The sequence below is a fragment of the Elioraea thermophila (ex Habib et al. 2022) genome (genome assembly GCF_003336755.1).
In the GTDB taxonomy this organism is placed as follows: Bacteria; Pseudomonadota; Alphaproteobacteria; order Acetobacterales; family Acetobacteraceae; genus Elioraea; species Elioraea thermophila.
Genome location: NZ_QMDI01000006.1, coordinates 178810 through 197552, shown reverse-complemented (window position 1 = coordinate 197552; position 18743 = coordinate 178810). Strand labels below are relative to the sequence as shown.

At 72.3% G+C, this 18743-nt stretch carries 18 protein-coding genes, 1 tRNA gene and 1 pseudogene; 10 read left to right on the top strand and 10 right to left on the bottom strand.

What is annotated here, in order from left to right; translation table 11 throughout:
* Positions 1 to 23: 23 nt before the first annotated feature.
* The gene (gene rpmH, locus DWB05_RS10760; RefSeq protein WP_114377204.1) at positions 24 to 161 is read right to left on the bottom strand and encodes a 50S ribosomal protein L34; all 138 of its coding nucleotides are present in this window, start codon (positions 159 to 161) and stop codon (positions 24 to 26) included.
* Positions 162 to 322: 161 nt separating this feature from the next.
* On the opposite strand from rpmH, the gene DWB05_RS10755 reads away from it, so the two are divergent.
* Together DWB05_RS10755 and DWB05_RS10750 are read left to right on the top strand one after the other, a co-directional pair.
* On the top strand, positions 323 to 1069 hold the full coding sequence (locus tag DWB05_RS10755; RefSeq protein WP_232818507.1) for a TVP38/TMEM64 family protein: 747 nt from the start codon (positions 323 to 325) through the stop codon (positions 1067 to 1069).
* Positions 1062 to 2498, top strand: coding sequence for a dihydrolipoyl dehydrogenase family protein (locus DWB05_RS10750; RefSeq protein WP_114377203.1), 1437 nt, complete (start codon positions 1062 to 1064; stop codon positions 2496 to 2498). The genes DWB05_RS10755 and DWB05_RS10750 overlap by 8 nt, the downstream gene beginning before the upstream one ends.
* A 9-nt stretch (positions 2499 to 2507) precedes the next feature.
* Here the strand turns inward: DWB05_RS10750 and apaG are convergent, their stop codons facing one another.
* Together apaG and metZ are read right to left on the bottom strand one after the other, a co-directional pair.
* Complete coding sequence (gene apaG / locus DWB05_RS10745; protein ID WP_114377645.1) at positions 2508 to 2915, bottom strand: Co2+/Mg2+ efflux protein ApaG; 408 nt, start codon at positions 2913 to 2915, stop codon at positions 2508 to 2510.
* Between the two features lie 4 nt (positions 2916 to 2919).
* Positions 2920 to 4143 carry an O-succinylhomoserine sulfhydrylase gene (gene metZ, locus DWB05_RS10740; RefSeq protein WP_114377202.1) on the bottom strand — a complete coding sequence of 408 codons (1224 nt, stop codon included), beginning with the start codon at positions 4141 to 4143 and terminating at the stop codon, positions 2920 to 2922.
* A gap of 101 nt (positions 4144 to 4244) precedes the next feature.
* On the opposite strand from metZ, the gene DWB05_RS10735 reads away from it, so the two are divergent.
* A tRNA-Gly gene (locus DWB05_RS10735) sits at positions 4245 to 4318 on the top strand.
* 2 nt (positions 4319 to 4320) lie between these two features.
* On the top strand, positions 4321 to 6792 hold the full coding sequence (gene hrpB / locus DWB05_RS10730; protein ID WP_114377201.1) for an ATP-dependent helicase HrpB: 2472 nt from the start codon (positions 4321 to 4323) through the stop codon (positions 6790 to 6792).
* Here hrpB and DWB05_RS10725 read toward each other — a convergent pair.
* Together DWB05_RS10725 and DWB05_RS10720 are read right to left on the bottom strand one after the other, a co-directional pair.
* Positions 6758 to 7933 carry an MFS transporter gene (locus tag DWB05_RS10725; protein WP_114377200.1) on the bottom strand — a complete coding sequence of 392 codons (1176 nt, stop codon included), beginning with the start codon at positions 7931 to 7933 and terminating at the stop codon, positions 6758 to 6760. The two genes, hrpB and DWB05_RS10725, sit on opposite strands and share 35 nt — an antisense overlap.
* A gap of 99 nt (positions 7934 to 8032) precedes the next feature.
* Positions 8033 to 8365 carry a hypothetical protein gene (locus tag DWB05_RS10720; protein WP_114377199.1) on the bottom strand — a complete coding sequence of 111 codons (333 nt, stop codon included), beginning with the start codon at positions 8363 to 8365 and terminating at the stop codon, positions 8033 to 8035.
* Between the two features lie 141 nt (positions 8366 to 8506).
* Between DWB05_RS10720 and DWB05_RS10715 the strand changes: the two genes are divergently transcribed.
* Both DWB05_RS10715 and DWB05_RS10710 read left to right on the top strand, forming a co-directional pair.
* Positions 8507 to 9187 (top strand): winged helix-turn-helix domain-containing protein, encoded by a 681-nt coding sequence (locus DWB05_RS10715; protein ID WP_114377198.1) that lies wholly within the window; start codon positions 8507 to 8509, stop codon positions 9185 to 9187.
* Positions 9184 to 10593 (top strand): sensor histidine kinase, encoded by a 1410-nt coding sequence (locus tag DWB05_RS10710; protein ID WP_114377197.1) that lies wholly within the window; start codon positions 9184 to 9186, stop codon positions 10591 to 10593. The genes DWB05_RS10715 and DWB05_RS10710 overlap by 4 nt, the downstream gene beginning before the upstream one ends.
* Positions 10594 to 10611: 18 nt before the next feature.
* Here DWB05_RS10710 and bfr read toward each other — a convergent pair.
* The 3 genes and pseudogenes from bfr to DWB05_RS10695 all read right to left on the bottom strand — a co-directional run bounded on the left by bfr (position 10612) and on the right by DWB05_RS10695 (position 13169).
* Positions 10612 to 11112, bottom strand: a pseudogene (gene bfr / locus DWB05_RS10705) (bacterioferritin).
* Positions 11113 to 11249: 137 nt separating this feature from the next.
* Positions 11250 to 11465, bottom strand: a complete 216-nt coding sequence (locus DWB05_RS10700) for a (2Fe-2S)-binding protein (protein ID WP_114377196.1) — start codon at positions 11463 to 11465, stop codon at positions 11250 to 11252.
* Positions 11466 to 11639: 174 nt separating this feature from the next.
* On the bottom strand, positions 11640 to 13169 hold the full coding sequence (locus tag DWB05_RS10695) for an amidase (protein ID WP_114377195.1): 1530 nt from the start codon (positions 13167 to 13169) through the stop codon (positions 11640 to 11642).
* A gap of 203 nt (positions 13170 to 13372) precedes the next feature.
* Here DWB05_RS10695 and DWB05_RS10690 point away from each other — a divergent pair, with 203 nt between their 5' ends.
* The 4 genes from DWB05_RS10690 to DWB05_RS10675 all read left to right on the top strand — a co-directional run bounded on the left by DWB05_RS10690 (position 13373) and on the right by DWB05_RS10675 (position 16529).
* Positions 13373 to 13582, top strand: a complete 210-nt coding sequence (locus tag DWB05_RS10690) for a TOBE domain-containing protein (RefSeq protein WP_114377194.1) — start codon at positions 13373 to 13375, stop codon at positions 13580 to 13582.
* A gap of 114 nt (positions 13583 to 13696) precedes the next feature.
* On the top strand, positions 13697 to 14743 hold the full coding sequence (locus DWB05_RS10685; protein ID WP_114377193.1) for an iron ABC transporter substrate-binding protein: 1047 nt from the start codon (positions 13697 to 13699) through the stop codon (positions 14741 to 14743).
* On the top strand, positions 14740 to 15750 hold the full coding sequence (locus DWB05_RS10680; protein WP_114377192.1) for a FecCD family ABC transporter permease: 1011 nt from the start codon (positions 14740 to 14742) through the stop codon (positions 15748 to 15750). Before DWB05_RS10685 ends, DWB05_RS10680 begins: the two co-directional genes overlap by 4 nt.
* Positions 15747 to 16529, top strand: a complete 783-nt coding sequence (locus DWB05_RS10675; protein ID WP_114377191.1) for an ABC transporter ATP-binding protein — start codon at positions 15747 to 15749, stop codon at positions 16527 to 16529. The genes DWB05_RS10680 and DWB05_RS10675 overlap by 4 nt, the downstream gene beginning before the upstream one ends.
* 45 nt (positions 16530 to 16574) lie before the next feature.
* Here the strand turns inward: DWB05_RS10675 and hpf are convergent, their stop codons facing one another.
* Together hpf and rpoN are read right to left on the bottom strand one after the other, a co-directional pair.
* Positions 16575 to 17177, bottom strand: a complete 603-nt coding sequence (gene hpf, locus DWB05_RS10670) for a ribosome hibernation-promoting factor, HPF/YfiA family (protein ID WP_114377190.1) — start codon at positions 17175 to 17177, stop codon at positions 16575 to 16577.
* 67 nt (positions 17178 to 17244) lie between these two features.
* Positions 17245 to 18735, bottom strand: coding sequence for an RNA polymerase factor sigma-54 (rpoN, locus tag DWB05_RS10665; protein ID WP_114377189.1), 1491 nt, complete (start codon positions 18733 to 18735; stop codon positions 17245 to 17247).
* Between the last annotated feature and the right edge of the window lie 8 nt (positions 18736 to 18743).

Sequence of the window (18743 nt, the reverse complement as noted above, 5' to 3'; positions counted from 1 at the left end):
AGGGCCGGCCGGCGGCAGCGGGGTCAGGCGGAGAGGCGCTTGCGTCCCTTGGCACGGCGCGCGGCCAGCACCTTGCGCCCGCCCACCGTGCTCATGCGCGCGCGGAAGCCGTGCCGGCGCTTGCGGACGAGCTTGCTCGGCTGATAGGTGCGCTTGGTCACGACACGAACTCCATCCCTTCGCGATACGCGGGAAAAGCGATGACGCGGCGCGCCGCGCCCCGAGGCCAGACGCACCCGCTCCGTTCGCGGGGGGCTATAGCCGCCGGACAAGAGGGGGGTCAACGCCGGCCACCGCCGGCCTGCGCTGCAGCGGTGGCGGCATGACCCGCCGTTCTTCCGGCCGTCCGCGCGACTGGCGCGCCATCCGCCTGCGCTGGGCGCTGCTCACCATGGTGGCGGCACTGGCTCTCGGGCTGGTGCTGAGCGGCGCCCATGAGCACCTTTCGCTCGACACGCTCGCCGCCCGGCACGCCGCGCTGCGTGCGGCGGTGAGGGAGGCGCCCGTCCCGGCGGGCGCTGTCTTCGTCGTCGCCTATGCGGCGGTTGTCGCGGCCTCCCTTCCGGTCGGCGCCGTCTTCACCGTGGCGGGGGGCGTGCTGTTCGGCCTCTGGTGGGGCACGGCGCTCTCCGTCACGGGGGCCTCGCTCGGCGCGATCGCCATCTTCCTCGCCGTGCGCACCACCTTCGCGCCGACGATGGCGCGGCGGGCACCGCGCCTCCTCGCCCGCCTCCGCCCGGGGCTCGAGCGCGACGGCGCCTTCTACCTCCTGTTCCTTCGCCTCGTGCCCCTGTTTCCCTTCTGGCTGGTCAACATCGCCCCCGCCTTGGTCGGCATGCGGCTTGGCCCCTATGCGCTCGCCACCCTGGTGGGCATCGTGCCGGCCGCCTTCGTCTATGCCGGGCTCGGGGCGGCCGCGGGCGAGGTGCTCGCCGCGGGAGGAAGACCCGATCTCGATCTCGCGCTGTCGCCCGCCGTGCTGCTGCCGCTCGTCGGGCTCGGCGTGCTCGCCTTGCTCCCCGTCGCTTGGCGGCACGTCGCGGCCCGCCGCAGGCTGCGCGATGGCTGAGGCCGATCTCGTCGTCATCGGCGCCGGCGCGGCGGGGCTCTCGGTCGTCGCCGGGGCGGCGCAGCTCGGCGCGCGCGTGGTGCTGATCGAGCGCGCCGCGATGGGCGGGGAGTGCCTGAACGCGGGCTGCGTCCCCTCCAAGGCCCTGCTTGCCGTCGCGCGCCGTGTGGCGATGGCGCGGCAGGCGGCACGGTTCGGGATAAGAACGGAAGGCGGGATCGACCTCGCCGCCGTGATGGCCGAGGTGCGTCGCGCCGTCGCCGAGATCGCGCCGAACGATTCCGCCCATCGCTACCGGGCACTGGGCGCCCGCGTCATCCACGGAGAGGCGCGCTTCTCGGGGCGGGATCGCGTGGTGGTGGGGGACGAAACGATCATCGCGCGGCGAATCGTCATCGCCGCCGGCACGCGCCCGGCGATCCCCGCGATCCCCGGGCTGGATCAGGTGGCTTTCCTCACCAACGAGACGCTCTGGTCGCTCGATGCGATGCCTCGCCACCTGATCGTGCTCGGCGCGGGCGCGATGGGGCTCGAGATGGCGCAGGCCTTCGCCCGGCTCGGCGCCCGCGTCACCGTGCTCGAGGTGGGGCGGGCGCTCGCGCGCGAGGAGGCGGAACTGGTCGGGGGGCTTCTGCTCGCGCTGCGCGAAGATGGCGTCGCGGTGCGCGAGGGCATGCGACTGCTGCGCGTCGAGCCCGATCCGGCGGGCCTCGCGGTCGTCCTCGCGGCGGGCGAGGGCAGGGAGGAACGCCTTGTCGGTTCCCACCTCCTGCTTGCCACCGGGCGGGTGCCGAACCTGGAAGCGCTCGGGCTCGAGCGTGCCGATGTCGAAACGACACCGCAGGGCATCCGCGTCGATCGTGGCTTGCGCAGCGTCTCCAATCGCCGCGTGTTCGCCGCCGGCGACATCGCCGACATCGAAGGTGTGGGGCCGCAGCGCTTCACCCACGCCGCCTCCCACCATGCCGGCGTCATCCTGCGCCGCGTGCTGTTCCGCTTGCCCGCAACGGTCGCCTGCGAAACGATCCCGCGCTCTCTCTACACGGATCCGGAACTCGCCGCCGTGGGCCTCACCGAGGCCGAGGCAAGGGCGCGGGGGATCGCCGACCTCGCCATCCTGCGCTGGCCGATCGCCGAGACCGATCGTGCGGCGACCGAAGGCGTGCGGCATGGCCTGATCAAGATCATCGCCAGCCGGCGCGGGCGCGTGCTCGGCGCCAGCGTGCTCGCCCCGCACGCGGGGGAGATGATCGGTCTGCTGGCGCTCGCCATTCGCCGCGGCGTGTCGCTTGCCACGCTCGCCGATCTCGTCCTGCCCTATCCGACCTACGCCGAGAGCATCAGGCGCGCGGCGGGGAATTTCTTCGCCCCGCGTCTTCTTGCGCCCGCGACACGACGGCTCGTACGGGCGCTTTCCCGCCTGCCCTGAGCGGGCGCGTCAGTTCAGCCGTGCGGGGCGCTCCGTCACATCCAGCGCGAAGGGCGGGATCACGACGTCGAAGGCCTCGCCCGTCGCGCGCACCACCATGTGGTAGAAGCCGCGCATGAAGCCCGAGGGGGTGGCGAGCGGCGTGCCCGAGGTGTAGCGGAACGCCTCGCCTGGAGCGAGCACCGGCTGTTCGCCGACCACGCCCGGCCCGTGCACGCGCTGCGTACGCCCTTGCGAATCCGTGATGATCCAGGTGCGGCGGAGCAGCTGCACCGTCTCCGCCCCTTCGTTGGCGATCGTCACATGATAGGCCCAGACCCAACGGCCCTCGGCGGGCTCGGACTGGTCGGGCAGATACTCGGGGCGGACGGTGACGCGGATGCCGCGCGTCACTTCCGTGTAGGACGGCCCCGACACGTTGTCACTCCGCCGCCGCCGCGGCACGGGCGGCGTCGAGTGCCTGCGCGACGTCCTCGATCAGGTCGCGCACGTCCTCGAGCCCGATGGAGAGGCGCACCAGGCCGTCGCCGATGCCGAGCCGCGCGCGCTCGACGGGGCCGATCCTCTGGTGCGTCGTCGTCGCCGGATGCGTCGCCAGGCTCTTCGCGTCGCCTAGGTTGTTGCTGATGTCGATCAGACGCAGCGCATCGAGGAAGCGGAACGCCGCCGGCTTGCCGCCGGCGAGGTCGAAACTGACGATGGTGCCGCCTCCGGCCATCTGCCGCATGGCGAGCGCGTGCTGCGGATGGTCCGCCCGCGCGGGATACAGAACGCGCGAGACTTCCGGCCGGGTCGCCAGGAAATCGGCGATCGCGGCGGCCGAGGCCTGCATGGCGGGCAGGCGAACGGGAAGCGTCTCCAGCCCCTTCAGCAGCACCCAGGCGTTGAAGGGGGAGAGGGCGGGCCCCGTGTTGCGCAGGAAGGGCTGCAGCGTCTCCTCGATCCAGGCGCGGGAGCCGAGCACCGCGCCGCCGAGGCAACGCCCCTGCCCGTCGATGTGTTTCGTCGCCGAATAGATCACCACGTCCGCGCCGAGCGCGAGCGGGCGCTGCAGCAGCGGTGTGGCGAACACGTTGTCCACCATCACGATCGCCCCCGCCCGGTGCGCGAGGTCGGCGACGAGCGGCAGATCGATCACCTCGAGGCAGGGGTTGGACGGCGTTTCGAGGAACACGGCCTGGGCCGGCCTTGCCAGCGCCTCCCGCCACTGCGCCTCCTCGGTGCCGTCGACGAAGACGGTTTCGATGCCGAACTTCGGCAGCAGGGTGGAGACGATCCAGTGGCAGGACCCGAACAGGGCGCGCGAGGCGACGACGCGGTCTCCCGCCTTGAGGTGGGCAAGCAGGGCGGAGGCGACGGCCGCCATCCCCGTCGCGGTGGCCCGGCAGGCCTCGGCACCTTCGAGGGCGGCAAGCCGGGCTTCGAACATGGCGACGGTGGGGTTGCCGAAGCGGCTGTACTGGAAGCGCGCGACCTCGCCGAGGAAGGTCGCTTCCGCTTCAGCCGCGCTGTCGTAGACGAAGCCCGAGGTGAGGAAGAGGGCCTCGGCGGTCTCCATCCATGGGCTGCGCGCGAGCCCACCGCGCACGGCGAGGGTGGCGGGGCGATCTTGGCGCTTGGGGGTGGGGGCATCGTCGGCGGCCATCACGGCGCGAGGCTTGCGGCCGGAGGGCGCGGAAATCAAGCATGCCGGCCGCGGTCTTGTCGGCGCCGAGCCCGCCGCCTATACAAAAGCGCGGTGAGCGGGCGGGTATGATGTAATGGTAGCCTGCCAGCTTCCCAAGCTGGATGCGCGGGTTCGATTCCCGCTACCCGCTCCACCGTGACCTTCCCCGTACTCCCCGACGCGACGCGAGATCTCCCCGTCGTCGAGGTGCTGCCGGCACTCGCCGAGGCGCTCGATCGCGGCAATGCCGTGCTCGTCGCCCCGCCCGGCGCGGGCAAGACGACGCTGGGCCCGCTCGCCCTGCTCGACGCACCCTGGCGGGCGGGACGGAAGATCCTCGTGCTCGAACCGCGCCGCCTCGCCGCCCGCGCCGCCGCGCGACGCCTCGCCGAACTGCTCGGCGAACCGCTCGGCCGCCGCGTCGGCCTCGCCACCCGGCTTGAGCGCGTGGTCTCGGCGGCGACCGAGATCGAGGTCGTCACCGAGGGCCTGCTGGTGCGCCGCCTGCAGGCCGATCCTGGCCTCGAGGGGGTGGGCGCGATCCTGTTCGACGAGGTGCACGAACGCTCGCTGGAGACCGACCTCGCGTTGGCACTCGCGCGCGAGGTGCAGGCCGCCCTGCGACCGGATCTTCGCCTGGTCGCGATGTCGGCTACGCTGGACGCGGCGGCCTTCGCGCGGCTGCTCGACGCGCCGGTCATCGAAAGTGCGGGCCGAAGCTTTCCCGTCGACGTCGTCTGGGCCGCGCGCGACCTCGCCGAGCCCCGCGAGCTCGCCGAGGCGGCAACCGCCGCCATCCGCCGCGCCCTCGCCGCGACCGCGGGGGATGTGCTCGTCTTCCTCCCCGGCATGGCGGAGATCCGCCGCGTCGAGGCCCTGCTCGCCGAGGATCCGTCGCTCGGCGCCGTCGTCCGCCCGCTGCACGGCGAGCTTTCGCCTCAGGCGCAGGACCTCGCCCTTCGCCCCGATGCGGCGGGGCGGCGCAAAGTGATCCTCGCCACCGCCATCGCCGAGACCTCGCTCACCGTCGAGGGCGTGCGTGTGGTGGTGGACGGCGGCTTCCGCCGCGCCCCGCGCTTCGACCCGGGGAGCGGCCTCACGCGGCTGGCCACCGAGCGGATCTCGCGCGCCTCGGCCGAACAGCGGGCCGGGCGGGCCGGGCGTCTCGCTCCCGGCGTGTGCTTTCGGCTGTGGACGGAGGCGCTGCACCGGGGCCTCGCGGTGCGCGATCGGCCCGAAATCCTGGAGGCCGACCTCGCCCCCCTCGCGCTTGATCTCGCCGCCTGGGGGGCGGAGCCCGCGGCACTCGCCTTCCTCGACCCCCCGCCGGAGGGGGCGTACGCCGCCGCGCGCGATCTGCTCCGGCGCCTCGGCGCGCTCGATTCGCGGGGCACGATCACCGCCAAGGGCAGGCGGATGGCGCGGCTCGGCGCCCACCCGAGGCTTGCCGCCATGTTGGTCGAGGCGCAAGCCGAAGAGGCGGGGCTTGCCTGCGATCTCGCCGCCCTGATCGAGGAGCGCGATGCGCTGCGGGTCGCGCCGGGGGAGGTGCCGCCTGCCGACATCCGGCTTCGCCTAGGCCGGCTGTCCGGCCCCGCCGCACGGGCCGCGGCGCTGCACCGGCGGCGCTTGGGCCTGCGCGAGGGCGGCGACGGCGCGCCGCCCGATCGGGCGGGAGCGCTGATCGCCCGCGCCTTTCCCGACCGGGTGGCGATGGCGCGGGCCGAGCGCGGCGCCTTCCTCCTCGCCTCGGGGCGCGGGGCGAGGCTTCCGCCCACCGATCCGCTCGCCGGCGAGCCCTTCCTCGCCGTCGCTGCCCTCGACCTCTCAGGACGGGAGGCGCGCATTCGGCTCGCCGCTCCCCTCTCCCGCGCGGAGATCGAGCGGCTGTTCGCAGCCGACATTGTCAGCGAGGAGACGGTGGCCTGGGACGAGGCGGCGGGCGCGGTACGAGCACGACGCCGGCGCAGCTTCGGCGCCCTCGTGCTCGAGGAGAGCGCGATCCCCCGCCCCGACCCGGCGCTCGTTGCCCGTGGCCTCTGTGTCGGGCTGCGGGCGCGGGGCCTCGCCTGTCTGCCCTGGACGGAGGCCGCGCGCAACCTGCAGGCGCGCGCCGCCCTGATGCGCGGGCTCGATCCTGCCTGGCCGGATCTCTCCGACGAGGCGCTGCTTGCCACGCTCGAGGACTGGCTCGCCCCCTTCCTCGCCGGCCTCTCGCGCCTGGAGGAGCTCGGCGGGCTCGACCTCGTCGCCATCCTGCGCGCCATCCTCGGCCCGGAGCGGGCTTCGGAGCTCGACCGCGCGCTGCCAAGCCACATCGTCCTGCCGGGCGGGGGGAGGGCGGCGATCGACTATGCGCGGAGTCCCCCCACCCTCTCCGCCCGCGCCCAGGCCCTCTTCGGGCTCACCGCCGCTCCCCGGCTCGCCGGCGGGCGGGTCCCCCTGCAGGTCGAACTCCTCTCCCCGGCCGGGCGGCCGATCGCGGTGACGGGCGATCTCGGGGCGTTTTGGCGCGGTGGGTGGGCGGAGGTGCGCAAGGCGATGCGCGGCCGCTACCCCAAGCACGCCTGGCCGGAGGATCCCTCCGTCCCGCTCAGCCCCGGCGGGAGGCAAGCCAGCCGGCCATGATGAGGGCAGGAAGCGCGAAGGCCGCCCACGACATCCGGTAGCCGACCAGGGAGGCCGAGAGGCCGAACAGGGCGGGCAGCACGATCTGCCCGATCTGGACGAAGAACAGCACGCCCCCCGTCGCCGGCCCCGCCCTGCCGGGCGGCGCAAGCCGCGCGACCTCGGCCAGCATCAGCCCGTGAAAGGCCATCACCGTGGCCGAACCGAGCAGAAGGGCGACGAGGATCACGCCTTCGCCCGCCCCGCGCGGCAGGGCGGCGAGGGCGCCGAAAGCGGCCGCGGTGCCGATGCCGATGCCTGACAACACGATTCGCGTCGGCACGATCCGCCCCCCGAGCCAGCCCCAGAAGATTCGGCCCGGGATCGCGATCAGCGTCGCCAGGCTGAACAGGGCGCCGGCGGCGGCGAGGCTGCGCCCCTGCACCTCGACCAGGTAAACGACCGCGAAGGTCATGTGCACGATCTGCAGGCCGACATAGACCACCGCCATCGCGGTGAGCGGGGCGAGAGCGGGCGCCCAGACCATGCGCAGCGTCTCGCCGAAGGCGGCGATGCGTAAGGGGGCGGAGGGGTCGCGGTCGGCGTCGCACCGCGCCCGCCAGGGCTGCAAGGCCACGGCGAGCGCCCCGCACAGCAGGCCCGAGAGCAAGAGCGCGCCACGCCATCCGGCGGCTTCGGCGAAGGCCGGCGCAAGCAAGCCCGTCAGCGCCGCGCCGAGAGGCACGCCCGTCTGCTTGATCGAGAAGTAGAGCGGCTGTTGGGCGGTGGGCACGACGCGCGCCAGCACATGGGAGGAGGCCGGGGTGGAAACGACGGAGCCGACCCCGACCAGCAGGGCGCCGAACGCGACCGGGCCCGCCCCACCCGGCGCGCCGATGGCGAGCCCCGCTCCGGCGAGGGCGAGCGCGACCTGAGCCACCCGGAACCCGCCCCAGCGCCTGAGCGGCGCGGCGACCGCGACCGACCCAGCCATCGCCGCCGCCGAGGCGAGCGCCGCGTAGGTGCCGGCGTGCGAGGGATCGACGCCGAGGTCAGCCCCGATCGCGGGGGCAAGCACCGGCACCACCCCGCGGGTGTAGGTGGCGAAGGTCTGCTGGACCAGCATCGCCAGGGTGGCGGTCAGCGCGAGCGAGAGATGCACCGGGCGGCCTCGAGGAGGAGCCGCCACGCTAGGACCGTTCCGTCGCCTTCGGAACCCGTGCTCCCCGCAAACCGCCCCGGCGAGCGGCCCTGGGCCTGGTCAGCCGGCGAGGCGCGCCCTGCGCTTCGGCTCCGCGGCCTCGCCGGCGGCGGAGACGCTGCGCGCCACCGCCGCCCCGGCCTCCGTCGTCACCGTCGCGCTCATCTGGGCGAGCGATCGGAACCAGGCCTCCATCAGGCGCGCCTGATCGACGCCGAACTCCTCCACCCGCTCCGCCATCCAGCGGGTGAACACTTCGCCCGCCTGCACCGGCGAGGCGCAGCGGGCGAGCTCGCCGAACAGCTTGATCCGGCTTTCCACCATGTGCAGGCCCATGGCGAGCCACGCTTCCGCCAGGCCGGGGCCCGCTGCGTTCCCGGTCTCGTGCTGCATGACCAGGCCCTCCGTGCTGTTGCCGTGTGGCAGGGACGCTAGCGGAAAACCCTTACTCATGCCATGGCGATCGCCCGGCAAGCCTTCGGCTGCCGCGCAGTCGACCCTATACTTCGGGCCCGGTCGCAAGGGCCGCGTGAGATGCGAATCCTGCTCGTCGAGGACGACCCCGAGGTTTCCCGCTTCGTCGCCAAGGGCCTGCGCGAATCGGGCCACGTCGTCGACCCGGTGGACAACGCCCGGGACGGTCTCTTCCTCGCCGCCTCCGAAACCTACGACGTGATCGTGCTCGACCGCATGCTGCCGGGCGGCATGGACGGGGTGCGGCTCGTCGAGACGCTGCGCGCGACGGGCTCGCGCGTGCCGGTGCTGTTCCTTTCGGCGCTCGCGCAGGTGGACGAGCGGGTGCGCGGGCTGAAGGCCGGCGGCGACGACTATCTCACCAAGCCCTTCGCCTTCGCCGAACTGCTGGCGCGCATCGAGGCGCTGGCGCGTCGCCCGCGCGGCGAGGCGCCGGTGACGCGGCTGGCGGCGGGCGATCTCGAGATGGATCTCCTCGCTCGCACCGTGCGGCGTGCGGGGCAGGTGATCGAGCTCAAGCCGCGCGAGTTCCGCCTGCTCGAGGTGCTGCTTCGCCACGCCGGCCAGGTGGTGACGCGCACCATGCTGCTCGAGGCGGTGTGGGACTACCATTTCGACCCGCAGACGAACGTGATCGACGTGCACGTCTCGCGCCTGCGCCAGAAGGTCGACAAGGGCTTCGCCTATCCGTTGATCCACACCGTGCGCAACGCAGGCTACATGCTGCGGGCGGACACGTGACGGCCGCGCCGGGCCGGGCCGAGGCGGGCGAGTCGGGCTGGCGCACGATCCGCTCCATCGGCTTTCGCATCGCCGCGCTGCATGCGGCGCTGATGGCGCTTTCCGCCGGTGCGCTGGTCGCCGTCCTGTGGTGGAACACCGCCGGCTATCTCGACCGCCAGGTGGAGCGCGGCCTGCGCGGCGACATCGCGGCCTTCGCCGCCGATCACCGCGCGGGCGGGCTGGCCGCGGTGGCGACCGCGATCGAGACGAGGATCGCCGAGGACAGCGACAACGAGGCGATCTACCTCCTGCTCGACGCGCGGGGGGCGAAGCGGGCGGGCAATCTCGACGCTTGGCCGGCATTCCTTTCTCCCGACGCGGAGGCGGGCGAGGGTCGCCTGACCCGCGAGGGCACGGAGACGACGGTGCGTGCGCGCGCCCTCGCGTTTGCGGACGGCTCGAGGGTAATGGCCGGGCGCGATGTCGGGGCGCGGCGTCAGTTGCAGGCCCTGGTGGCGGAGTCCGTGTTCTACGGGCTGGCACTTGCCGTCGTGCTGGCCGCTTCGGGCGGGCTTCTGGTGGCCCAGGTGTTGGCGCGCCGCACGGCGCCGCTGCTCGCCACCGCCGCCGCGATCGGCCAGGGCGACCTCGCCCGCCGCGCCCCACTCTCCGGCAACGACGACGAGTTCGATCAGCTGGCGCGAAGCTTCAACGCCATGCTCGACCGCCTGGCCGGGCTGATGGAGGGGGTGAGGCAGGTGTCGAACGCCATTGCGCATGATCTGCGCACGCCGATCGCGCGCACCCGGGCGGGGCTCGAGGACGTGCTGCACGGCGCAGCCGAGCCCGCCGCTCTGAAGGCCGGGATCGAGCGCGGCATCGAGGAGCTCGATCGGGTGATCGACCTCTTCCAGGCGCTCCTGCGCATCGCGGAGATCGAATCCGGCGCCCGCCGCTCCGCCTTCGCTCCTTTCGATCTCGCCCAAGCCGTGGAGGACGTCGCCGCCCTCTACGAGCCGCTGGCCGAGGCGAAGGGGATCCGCCTGGAAACGCGCGTCCCGCCAGCGCTCAAGGTCGTCGGCGATCGTGACTTGGCGGCGCAGGCGGTGGCCAACCTGCTCGACAACGCGATCAAGTTCACGCCCGAGGGCGGGCTGGTCATGGTGCGCGTCGCGCTGGCGGGGGCGTGGGCGGAGGTCTCGGTGACGGATACCGGACCCGGCATGCCAGAGGGGATCCGGGCGCGGGCGACGGAGCGCTTCTTCCGCGCCGAGCCCTGCCGTTCGACCCCGGGCTTCGGGCTCGGGCTCGCCCTCGTCGAGGCGGTGGCGCAGCTGCACGGCGGGCGGCTTGAGCTCGGTCCCGGCGACGAGGGGCAGGGCCTCGCCGCGCGGCTGCGCCTTCCGACCGAGAGCGCCGCCTGAACCCCGGGGCTTGCGCCGTCAGGCGTCCTTGTCGCCCTCCGCCGCTCCGGCGTGGCCGGAGTTGAGCTGGATGTAGTTCTGGATGCCGACGCGCGCGATCAGGTCGAACTGGGTCTCGACGAAGTCGATGTGGTGCTCCTCGTCGCGCAGGATGGCGGAGAAGAGGTCGCGCGAAACAAAGTCGCGCACGCTCTCGCAATACGGGATGGCCTCGCGCAGATCGGCCACCGCCTTTTCCTCCAGTTTCATATCACAGCGGAGGATCTCCTCAACTGTCTCGCCGATCAGGATCTTGTTCAGTCTTTGCACGTTCGGCACGCCCTAGAGGAACAGGATGCGCTCGATGATCCGATCGGCATGCTTCATCTCTTCGATGCTTTCCTTGTACTCGTAAGCGCCGAGCTTCGTCACACCCCAGTTTATGAGCATCCGGGAGTGAAGGAAGTACTGGTTGATCGCGGTCAGTTCATTGGTCAGCACCGTGTTCAAGTATTCGATGACCCTGGGGTCGCCTTTCATTCTTCGCTCCGTCAAGACGTTGGGCGTTTACGCTACCGAACGATCAACGCCGCCGCTCCGGGGTTCACGGCGATGGTCCGAAGGTGCACGGGAGCCAGGGGTGGCCCGGACGATGGCCAGCCGCACCACGACCGCGGTCACGCCGTCGGCCTCACCTGCGGCGCGGGCTGGGCACAGGCGCCGCTTCGGCATCCGAGATGGGCGGCGAGGATCTCCTTGATCGCCGCCCCGCACCGGCCGCAGTCGGGCCGGCAGCCGCAGCGCTCCCACACACCCTTGCAGCAGGTTGCACCGTCCTCGGCGGCGCTGCGAATGGCGCGGTCGGACAGAGCGTTGCAGAGGCAGACGAGCATGACGGCGGTCGGCGTCCCTAACTGTCGTCCCGTGAATGCGACTCGCTCGCATTCGCATCCTCACGCCTACCACGGCTTGCCTGTCCGAAGCCAGATCGAATCCCGCTCCGAAAAGCGACGGGGCGGACCGAAGCCCGCCCCCTCTCATAACGCCGTGCCGGAAGGCGGCGACGGTCAGGCCGCCTCCTTGGCCTCCTCCTTCACTTCTTCCTTCGCCTCCTCCTTCGCCTCGGCGGCGGCGGGCGGGGCGTCGCCCTCGTAGGCCGGAGGGGCGCGGAAGCCGCGCACCGCCTTCTCCATCAGGGTGGCGAGATGGATCGCCTGGCGGTCCTGATAGGGCCCGGCGACGATCTGGACCCCGATGGGCAAACCCCCCTTCATCGCGCCGATCGGCGCCACCGTCGCCGGCAAATAGGCAAGGGTGGCGATGCCGGCCCAGAACAGCTGCGTCGTCACGGGCTGCGGCTGGCCGTTCACCAGGATGGTGCGCTCGTGGCGCTGGCCCTCCTGGTCGTGCGGCACGGCCGGCGTCGCCGCGACCGGGCAGAGCAGCACGTCCCACTCGCGGAAGAAGGCAGCGAAGGCGCGGCGGATTTTCAGCCGGGTCTCGTTCAGACGCAGCCAGAGGCGATGCGGCAGCGTGTTGCCGCGCGCCATCAGCGCCACGTAGTCGTCGCTCGCCTCGCCGTGCTTGCGCGCCTCCTCGGCCCAGAATGCCGCCTGCTCGTCGGTCAGCCGCATCGAGGTCGCCGCGCGCAAAAGCAGAATGTAGGTGCGCCAGAGTTCAGCCCAGTCGACCTCCGGACGGGCGGCGAGATCCACCTTCGCCCCTTCCTTCTTGAAGGTGCGTGCCAGCGCCTCGATCTTCTTGGCGTATTCCTCGTCAACCGGGGCGACCGGGCAGTTCGCCATGATGGCGACCTTGAGCCCCTTGATCCCCGGCAGGCGCGGCTTGGGCAGGGCGACCTTCCAGCCGACGGCATCGATCTCGTCCGGCCCCGCGATCACGTCGAGCGCGGTCATCAGGTCAGCGCCCCCGCGGGCGAGCGGCCCGATCACCGACATGTCGGTCTCGCCGAGCGTGCCGAGGCCATGGCCGCGCGGCGAACACACGCCCCAGCTCGGCTTGTGCCCGTAGACGCCGCAGTAGTGCGCGGGGTTGCGGATCGAGGCGCCGATGTCGGAGCCGAGCTCGAGCCCGGTCAGCCCCGCCGCCAGCGCCGCCGCCGACCCACCCGAGGAGCCGCCCGGGGAGCGCGCATGGTCCCAGGGGTTGTTGGTCTGCCCGTAGACCGCGTTGTAGGACTGCCAGTCGGCCAGCAGCAGCGGCACGTTCGTCTTGCCGAACACCACCGCGCCGGCCGCGCGCAGGCGCGCCACCGCCAGCGCATCCTCCTTCGCGATGTTGTCCTTGTTCGCCGGGTCCCCCCAAGTGGTCGGAAGCCCCTCGACGTCGAACGACTCCTTCACCGTCATCGGCACGCCGTGCAGCGGCCCCGCGATGTCGCCGCGGGCGAGGCGGCGGTCCAGCAGCGCGGCGTCCTTGCGGGCGCGCTCGACATCGAGCGCGACGATCGCGTTCAGCCCCGGGTTGAAGGCCTCGATCCGCTTCAGGTAGAGCTCGAGGAGTTCGAGTGCGCCGATCTTCTTCTGGCGGATCATGGCGGCGAGCTTCGTCGCCGAGGCGAACGCGATCTCGTTCATGCGGCTTGGTCTCCGGGGGAGTTGGGCGAGCGCGCACCAATGGCGGCAAACCGTCCGCCGCGCAACCCGGGCCAAGCGCATGGTTCGCCTGCGCCAAGCCGCGACCTGTCACGCCCGCGAGAGGCGAGGTTGCCCGCCATGGCGGGGCATCGCCACGTCCGGCCGTGCAAATCGCGCCCTGCAACGATCGGAGGCGAAAGTCGATGAAGATTTCCGCCCGCAACGTGCTGTCCGGAACGGTGAAGGAGGTTCGCGAGGGCGCGGTGACGGCCCATGTCGTGATCGACATCGGGGGCGAACGGACCATCACCGCCGCCATCACCAAAGAGGCCGTGCCGGAGCTCGGGCTTGCGCCCGGCAAGCCGGCGCACGCGGTGATCAAGTCCTCCGACGTGCTGGTCGCCGTCGACTGACCTCTCCGACGGCCCGGAAGGCGCAACATCCTTCCGGGCTGCTTGTCGCCGCCCCCTCGGCGCGTGATATGGATCGCTGGCCATATCGACGGCAGACGGGGAGAGACGGGATCGATGATCGCCAGACGCTCGCTGCTCGCCACCGCGGCCGCGTGCGCCGTGGTTGGCCCGGCCGCTTCTGCCCCCCGCGAGGTGGTGGACGACGCCGGCCGTCGCGTGCGCCTGCCCGAGCGCATCAGCCGCGTGTTCCCGGCCGGGCCGCCGGCCGCCATCGCCCTCTTCGCCCTCGCCCCGGACACGCTGCTGGGCTGGACCAACGCCTGGCGTGAGGCCGACCGCGCCTTCGTCGACCCGCGCTGGGCCGACCTTCCCGTCGTCGGGCGTCTGACCGGCCGGGGTGGCACCGCCAACCTGGAAACCGTGCTCTCCCTTCGCCCCGACTTGATCCTCGACTATGGGTCGGTCGATCGCACCTACGCCTCGCTTGCCGATCGGGTGCAGGAGCAGACGGGGATTCCCGTCGTGCTGCTCGATGGGCGCTTCGATGCGATCGCGGCGAGCTTCCGCGCACTCGGGCGCGTGCTCGGGCGCGAGGAGCGGGGCGAGGCCTTCGCCGCCTATGCCGAGGCCGTGCTCGCCGATCTCGATCGCCGCATCGCCGCCATTCCCCCGGCCGCACGGCCCAAGGTCTATTACGGGCGCGGCCCGAACGGGCTGCAGACGGGGCTGGCCGGGTCGATCAACGTCGAGACCCTCGAGCGAGTGGGTGCTCGCAACGTCGCTGCCGCGCTGGGCCGCGGCGGTCTCACCGACGTCACCATCGAGCAGATCCTGCTGTGGGATCCGGAGGTGGTGGTCACCACCGACCCGACCTTCTTCCGCGCGGTGCGCCACGACCCGCTCTGGCGCGGCGTGTCGGCGCTGCGCAGCGGGCGGGTGCACCTGTCGCCGCCGCACCCCTTCGGCTGGATCGACTTTCCGCCCGGCCCGAACCGGCTGATCGGCGTGCGCTGGCTGGCCAAGGTGCTCTACCGGGATGCTTTCCCGGAGGACCTGCGCGAGCCGGTGCGCGACTTCTATGCCCGCTTCTACCATCGCGCGCCGTCGGAAGCGCAGCTCGACGCCCTCCTCGCCACGCTTGTGCCCCTGCCGCCGGCGTGAGCCGAAGCGTCTTCGGCCTTTCGGTCGCGCTCACCGCCCTTCTCGGCGCGATCCTCCTCGCCTTCTCGGTCGGCCGCTTCCCGGTCTCGCCCGCCGACCTCGCCGCCGTGCTGTGGGGCCTTTTCAGCGGGGCGGAGCATGGGCGGCCGGCGGCGGTGGCGACCGTCATCCTCTCCGTGCGCGGGCCGCGCGTGCTGGCTGCCGTCGCGGTGGGAGCCGCCCTCGCTTCGGCCGGGGCGGCCTATCAGGCGCTGTTCCGCAACCCGCTCGTCTCGCCCGACATCCTCGGCGTCTCGACGGGGGCTTCGGTCGGCGCCGCCTTGGGCATCCTGCTCGGGCGGGATCTCGCGGTGATCCAGCTCCTCGCCTTCCTGGGCGGGCTCGTCGCCGTCGGCTGCGTGGTCGGGGCGGCGTCGCTCTTCCGCGGCCACGACCCGATCCTGCTGCTCGTCCTCGCCGGCATCGCGGTCGGCGCCCTGTTCGGGGCGGTGGTGTCGCTGATCAAGGTGGTGGCCGACCCCTACAACCAGCTTCCCGCCATCACCTTCTGGCTGTTGGGCAGCCTCTCGGGCACGGTGGCGCGCGATCTCGCTGGCACTGCCCCCGTCATCCTCGCCGGGCTCGTCCCGCTCGCCCTTCTTTCCTTTCGCATCGACGTGGTGAGCCTCGGCGAGGAGGAGGCGCGCGCGCTCGGCGTGGAGGCGGGGCGGGTGCGGCTCATCGTGATCCTGTGCGCGACCGTCATCACCGCCTCCGCCGTCTCGCTCTCAGGCACCATCGGCTGGGTGGGCCTCGTCGTGCCGCACATGGCGCGCTTCCTGGTGGGGCCCGGCTTCGCCCGCCTGCTGCCCGCCTCCGCCCTGCTCGGCGGAGGGTTCCTCCTGCTCGTCGATACGCTGGCGCGGACCGCGGCGCGGATCGAGATCCCGCTCGGCGTGCTGACGGCCTTCGTCGGCACCCCGGTGTTCGTCTGGGTGCTCGCCCGCGCGCGGCGGAGCTGGTCGTGAGTCTGGCCGCCGAGTCACTCGCCTATGGCTGGCCGGGGCGAACCATCGGGCGCGGCCTCTCCTTTGCGATCGAGCCCGGCGAGGTCGTTGCCCTTCTGGGGCCGAACGGCACCGGCAAGACCACGCTGATCCGTACCCTGCTCGGCCTTCTCGCCCCGCATGCGGGCCGGGTGACGATCGAGGGGCGGGATCTCGCCCGCCTCTCGCGGGCAGAGGCGGCGCGCCGGCTCGCCTATGTGCCGCAGGCCGTGCCCTCGCCCTTTCCGTTCACGGTGGCGGAGGTGGTGCTGATGGGACGGGCCGCCCATCTCGGGCCCTTCTCCCGCCCGGGCCGGCGAGATCGCGCCGCCGCCGAGGCCGCGATCGCCCGCGTCGGCATCGCCCATCTGGCCGACCGCCCCTTCACCGCCGTCTCGGGGGGCGAGCGGCAACTGACCCTGATCGCGCGGGCACTCGCGCAAGGAGGGCGGGTGATGGTGCTCGACGAACCCACCGCCAGCCTCGATTTCGGCAACCAGGTGCGCGTGCTCGAGCTGATCGCCTCGCTCGCCCGCGACGGGGCGGGGGTGCTGTTCACCACCCACGACCCGGACCATGCCTTCCTGGTCGCCGACCGCGTGCTTCTGCTGAAGGACGGCACACTGCTCGCTGCCGGCACGCCCCGCGAAACGATCACCGAAGAGACCCTGTACGCCCTCTACGGGGTGGGGGTGCGCATCGTCGAGGTGGCGGACGGGGCGGGGCGAAGGCTCGTCTGCCTGCCCCGGGCGGCGGCCTGAGCGCCGGCCGCCGTCGCTTGCGGCCCCGTCCTCGTCGCGTTCGCCTCAGCCCTTGGCGGCGGAGGCGTCGATCCAGCCGATGTTGCCGTCGTCGCGGCGATAAACCACCGAGAGGCAGCCGGTCTTGCGGTCGCGGAACATCAGCACCGGCACATGCGCGAGATCGAGCCGCATCACCGCCTCGCCCACGGTGAGGGTCTCGATCTCCGTCGGCATCTCGGCCACCACCGTGGCGTGATCGCCGTTGAGGTCCATCGTCTCCGCCTCGCCGGCGGAGACGAGTTCGGAGACGGGCTCGGGCGAGAGCACGAACTGGCGCGCCTTTTCGGGCCGTTCGCGGTTGGCGAGGTCGCGCGCGTGATCGTTCACCTTGCGCCGATAGCGGCGCAGGCGCTTGGCGAGGTGTTCGGCCGCGGCGTCGAAGGCGGCGTGGGCGTCCTGCGCCTCACCCTCGCCGCGCAGGATGATGTTGCGCCCCGCATGCATGGTGATGTCGCACATGAAGAAGCTGCGGGCGCGCGAGAACACGACGTGCGCGTCGAGGGCGTGGTCGAAATACTTCGCCGCGATCGCGTTGAGCTGGTCGGACACGTAGGTCGAGAGTGCCTCGCCCACGTCGACCTGCTTGCCCGAAACGGTGATGTGCATGGCGTTCGTTCATCCTTCCTTCTGGTGGGCACGCCGGGAAGAAGGTGTGGCGGGCCCAGGGGCGCAGTCAGGCCGGGACGGCCTTCTCCCGCCGCCGCTGCACGGAGGAGGGGATGCCGAGCCCCTCGCGATATTTCGCCACCGTGCGCCGCGCGATGTCCACTCCCTCCCGGCGCAGGACCGCGACGATCGCATCGTCGGAGAGCACGTTCTCGGGGTCCTCGGCGGCGATCAGCGCCTTGATGCGCGCCCTCACCGCTTCGGCCGAATGCGCCTCGCCACCCGACCCGCCGACCGCGTTGGAGAAGAAGAACTTCAACTCCAGCACGCCGCGCGGAGTGGCGATGGACTTGTTCGCCGTCACCCGACTGACGGTGGATTCGTGGAGGTCCACGGCCTGGGCGATGTCGCGCAGGATCAAGGGCTTGAGGTGGGTGATGCCGTGGCGGAAGAAGGCGTCCTGGCGGCGGACGATCTCGGAAGCGACCTTGAGGATCGTGGCGGCGCGCTGGGCGAGGCTTTTGACCAGCCAGGTGGCGTTCGCCCAGTGCTCGGCGATGAAGGCGCGCTCCTCCTTGCTGCGGGCCGCCCCCAGCACCTTCGCGTGGTAGGCGCCGTTGGCGATCACCCTCGGCAGGGTTTCCGGGTTGAGTTCGACGATCCACCCCCCGTCGTCGGAGGCGCGCATCAGCACGTCGGGGATCACGGTGGCGGCGGGCTCAGGGTCGAACCCCGCGCCGGGCTTCGGATCCAGCCGTTTGATCTCGGCGATCATCTCCGCGAGATCCTCGGCATCCACGCCGCAGACCTCGCGCAGGCGCTTGAGGTCGCGCTTGGCGAGCAGGTCGAGATTATCGAGAAGGGCGGCCATCGCCGGGTCGTAGCGGTTCAGCTCGCGCAGCTGGATCTCCAGGCACTCGCGCAAAGAGCGTGCGAACACGCCGGGGGGGTCGAAACGCTGCATGCGCGCGAGCACCGCCTCGATCCGCTCGCGCGGGCAGGCAAGGCGCGTGGCGAGCCCGTCGAGGTCGAGCACCAGCCGCCCCGCGCCGTCGAGGCCGGCGATCAGGCAGGCGCCGATCAGGCGATCGGTGGCATCGTCGAAGGTGAGGCGAAGCTGTTCGGCGAGATGTTCGCGCAGCGACCGGCGCTGGGGTGCGAGGTCGCCGATGTCGCGCTCGTCCTCCTCGAAGTCGGGCCGCCCGCCGCGGCCGGCCACGCCGAGACCCGGAGCGTAGGCGCCATCGGCGGCCGTGCCGGCATCGTAGACGTTGCCGAAATCGGCATCGAGCGGCGGGCCGTCGCCCGCTTCGATCGCCTCGCGCTGCGGCTCGCCCAACGGGGGCAGCGGCTCGGGCTCGGGCGGGGCGGGGGCGGTGCTGCCGTCGAGAATGGGGCTCTCGTCGCGCTCGAGCAGCGGGTTGCGTTCGAGTTCCTGCTCGACCCAAGCCTGCACTTCCAAATTCGAGTACTGGAGGAGCTGGATCGCCTGCCGCAGCTGCGGCGTCATCACCAGCGTCTGGCCGAGGCGGAGATCGAGCCTGGGCGCGAGCGCCATCGCCCTCG

Coding starts and splice junctions, on each gene's coding strand:
- DWB05_RS10685 (WP_114377193.1), top strand. CDS start 13,697: ATGATCGCCAGACGCTCGCTGCTCGCCACCGCGGCCGCGTGCGCCGTG.
- DWB05_RS10690 (WP_114377194.1), top strand. CDS start 13,373: ATGAAGATTTCCGCCCGCAACGTGCTGTCCGGAACGGTGAAGGAGGTT.
- rpoN (WP_114377189.1), bottom strand. CDS start 18,735: ATGGCGCTCGCGCCCAGGCTCGATCTCCGCCTCGGCCAGACGCTGGTG.
- DWB05_RS10695 (WP_114377195.1), bottom strand. CDS start 13,169: ATGAACGAGATCGCGTTCGCCTCGGCGACGAAGCTCGCCGCCATGATC.
- DWB05_RS10715 (WP_114377198.1), top strand. CDS start 8,507: ATGCGAATCCTGCTCGTCGAGGACGACCCCGAGGTTTCCCGCTTCGTC.
- DWB05_RS10700 (WP_114377196.1), bottom strand. CDS start 11,465: ATGCTCGTCTGCCTCTGCAACGCTCTGTCCGACCGCGCCATTCGCAGC.
- metZ (WP_114377202.1), bottom strand. CDS start 4,143: ATGGCCGCCGACGATGCCCCCACCCCCAAGCGCCAAGATCGCCCCGCC.
- DWB05_RS10720 (WP_114377199.1), bottom strand. CDS start 8,365: ATGCAGCACGAGACCGGGAACGCAGCGGGCCCCGGCCTGGCGGAAGCG.
- DWB05_RS10755 (WP_232818507.1), top strand. CDS start 323: ATGACCCGCCGTTCTTCCGGCCGTCCGCGCGACTGGCGCGCCATCCGC.
- DWB05_RS10750 (WP_114377203.1), top strand. CDS start 1,062: ATGGCTGAGGCCGATCTCGTCGTCATCGGCGCCGGCGCGGCGGGGCTC.
- hpf (WP_114377190.1), bottom strand. CDS start 17,177: ATGCACATCACCGTTTCGGGCAAGCAGGTCGACGTGGGCGAGGCACTC.